The sequence below is a fragment of the Brevundimonas kwangchunensis genome (assembly GCF_039523815.1).
In the GTDB taxonomy this organism is placed as follows: Bacteria; Pseudomonadota; Alphaproteobacteria; order Caulobacterales; family Caulobacteraceae; genus Brevundimonas; species Brevundimonas kwangchunensis.
This window is the reverse complement of the sequence record NZ_BAAAGA010000004.1, coordinates 31068-34152: the sequence shown is the minus strand read 5'-3', so window position 1 is coordinate 34152 and position 3085 is coordinate 31068. Positions and strand designations below refer to the sequence as shown.

The following is a 3085-nucleotide window of genomic DNA, read 5'->3' as shown; positions in this document are numbered from 1 at the left end:
CAGGTGCGCGGGTGCAGGTTGGTCTGCTCGGCCTTTTCCTTGGCGGCGTCGCGGGTCGCCTCGCTGGGGCCGCTCATCATGCCTTCGCTCGCCGGAGCCGTGCCGGCCGTATCGACGCCGGCGTCGCTTGCCGCGGCCGCTGAGCCGCCCGAACCCGAAGCTGCGGGAGCCGGAGCAGGGGCGCCCGCATCCGTCGGAGCGGCCTCCATCGCGGCGGTGTCTTCGGCGGGCGCTTCGGGCGCCGGTTCGCGATTGCAGGCGGCGAGAGTGAGCGCGGCGGCGGCGCTGACAAGCATCAGTCTCATGGATGTTTCCTCCGATTATCCATGTCCTGAACGGTCAAGCTGCCGCAACGGTTGCGATCGATGGCCGAGGGTGGCGGCCCTGCCACAGCGGTGAACGGCATGTTCGACCTCTTGGGACGCCCGAAATGTCACTCGCGCGCCCGGATTGCCTTCCCCACGCAACGACCGTGCAGCTTCACCGCAATGGAACGGTCCCCAGTCCTCTGTGGCCGCCACGCTTGAACGGCGCGTCCGCAAAACCACATACTGTCCCGAAGGCCGCTGAATGGCGGGCCGAGTCGATACGGCGGGGCATAGCGTTCCGACCGCCGGCGCGGCGGGCTCGAGATCAACAAGGGCCCCGGAGTACGCATCATGACCGATACCAAGACCCTTCCCGTCCTGCCGCTGCGAGACATCGTCGTCTTCCCGCACATGGTGGTGCCGCTCTTCGTGGGCCGCGAGAAGTCCGTGCGCGCGCTGGACGAGATCATGAAGGGCGAGAAGCAGATCCTGCTCGCCACACAGAAGAACAGCGTCGATGACGATCCGGCCGCTGACGCCATCTATCCGATCGGCGTGCTGGCCAATGTCCTGCAACTGCTGAAACTGCCCGACGGCACCGTGAAGGTGCTGGTCGAGGGCAAGGGCCGCGCCCGCCTGCTCAAGTTCACCGACCGCACCGAGTATTTCGAGGCCGAGGCCGAGGAGATCGCCGACGAGGTCGGCGAGCCCTCGCAGTCGGAAGCCCTGCTGCGCGCGGTGATCGAGCAGTTCGAGAACTATGTGAAGCTGAACAAGAAGGTCCCCCCCGAGGCCCTCAGCTCCATCCCGCAGATCACAGAGCCTTCGCGCCTGGCCGACTCCGTCGCCGCCCATCTGTCGGTGAAGATCGCCGACAAGCAGGCGCTGCTGGAGACCGTCGCCGTGCCGCAGCGACTGGAGAAGGTCTACGGCCTGATGGAGGGCGAGATCAGCGTCCTGCAGGTCGAGAAGAAGATCCGTTCGCGCGTGAAGCGCCAGATGGAGAAGACCCAGCGCGAGTACTATCTCAACGAGCAGATGAAGGCGATCCAGCGCGAGCTGGGCGAGACCGACGATCAGCGCGACGAGATCATGGAGCTCGAGAAGCGCATCCGGAAGACCAAGCTGTCCAAGGAAGCCCGCCTCAAGGCCGAGGCCGAGGTCAAGAAGCTCCGCAACATGAGCCCGATGTCGGCCGAGTCGACGGTGGTGCGGAACTACCTCGACTGGCTGCTGTCGATCCCGTGGGGCAAGGCGCGCCAGAAGCCCATCGACCTGAACAAGGCCGAGGACATCCTCGAGGAGGATCACTACGGCCTGGAGAAGGTGAAAGAGCGGATCATCGAGTATCTGGCCGTCCAGGCCCGTACCGGTTCGCTGAAAGGCCCGATCCTGTGCCTCGTCGGCCCTCCCGGCGTCGGCAAGACCTCGCTGGCCAAGTCGATCGCCAAGGCGACCGGCCGCGAATACGTGCGCATGTCGCTGGGCGGGGTGCGTGACGAGGCCGAGATCCGCGGTCACCGCCGCACCTACATCGGCTCGATGCCGGGCAAGATCATCCAGTCGATGAAGAAGGCGAAGACCACCAACGCCTTCGTCCTGCTGGACGAGATCGACAAGCTGGGCGCCGACTGGCGCGGCGACCCGTCCTCGGCCCTGCTGGAGGTGCTGGATCCGGCGCAGAACTCGACGTTCGGCGACCACTATCTGGAAGTCGATTACGACCTGTCGCAGGTCATGTTCGTCACCACGGCGAACAGCCTCAACATGCCTCAGCCCCTGATAGACCGGATGGAGATCATCCGGGTCAGCGGCTACACCGAGGACGAGAAGGTCGAGATCGCCAAGCGTCACGTCCTGCCGAAACAGCTGTCGGACCACGGCCTGAAGGATGGCGAACTGATCGTCCCCGAGGACCAGATCCGCGAGCTGATCCGCTACTATACCCGTGAAGCCGGCGTGCGTTCGCTCGAACGCGCCCTGGGCGGCGTGGCTCGCAAGGCCGTGCGCGAGATGGCCAAGACCAAGGTCGCCTCGATCACGGTCGATAGCGAGAAGCTGGCCGAGTACGCCGGTGTGCGTAAGTTCCGCTACGGCGAGACCGACGAGAACGATCAGGTCGGCATCGTCACGGGCCTGGCCTGGACCGAGTTCGGCGGCGACATCCTGACCATCGAGGCGATCAAGATGCCGGGCCGCGGCCGCATGACCGTGACCGGCAACCTGAAGGACGTGATGAAGGAGTCGATCTCGGCGGCCGCATCCTACGTTCGCTCGCGGGCGCTCAGCTTCGGCGTCAAGCCGCCGGTCTTCGAGAAGACCGACATCCACGTCCACGTGCCGGACGGCGCTACGCCCAAGGACGGTCCGTCGGCCGGCGTGGCCATGACCGTGGCCATGGTCTCGGTCCTGACCGGCATTCCGATCCGCAAGGACATCGCCATGACCGGCGAAATTACCCTGCGCGGCCGGGTCACCGCCATCGGCGGCCTGAAGGAGAAGCTGCTGGCGGCGCTCCGCTCGGGCATCAAGACGGTGCTGATTCCGGAGGAGAACGAGAAGGACCTCGCCGACGTGCCCGACAACGTGAAGGGCGCGCTGGAGATCGTTCCGATCAAGACCGCCGACGAGGCCCTCAAGTGGGCCCTGACCGGCGCCCTGACGCCGGTGGAGTGGGACGAGGAAGCCGAGCCGCTTCCCGCCGCCGCCCCGCCGACCGACGGCGCGACGGTGAGCGCGGCGCACTGACGCCGGCCACAGACTGAAAAAGAGACGCC

General features: G+C 66.2%; 2 protein-coding genes. One reads left to right on the top strand and one right to left on the bottom strand.

From position 1 onward, the window contains the following. Window positions 1-305: hypothetical protein (locus ABDZ95_RS08310; RefSeq protein WP_343792602.1), on the bottom strand; the 305-nt coding region annotated here is incomplete at its 3' end. 354 nt (window positions 306-659) lie between these two features. On the opposite strand from ABDZ95_RS08310, the gene lon reads away from it, so the two are divergent. Further along, on the top strand, window positions 660-3056 hold the full coding sequence (lon, locus tag ABDZ95_RS08305; protein WP_343792600.1) for an endopeptidase La: 2397 nt from the start codon (window positions 660-662) through the stop codon (window positions 3054-3056). Window positions 3057-3085 lie beyond the last annotated feature (29 nt).

Coding starts and splice junctions, on each gene's coding strand:
- lon (WP_343792600.1), top strand. CDS start 660: ATGACCGATACCAAGACCCTTCCCGTCCTGCCGCTGCGAGACATCGTC.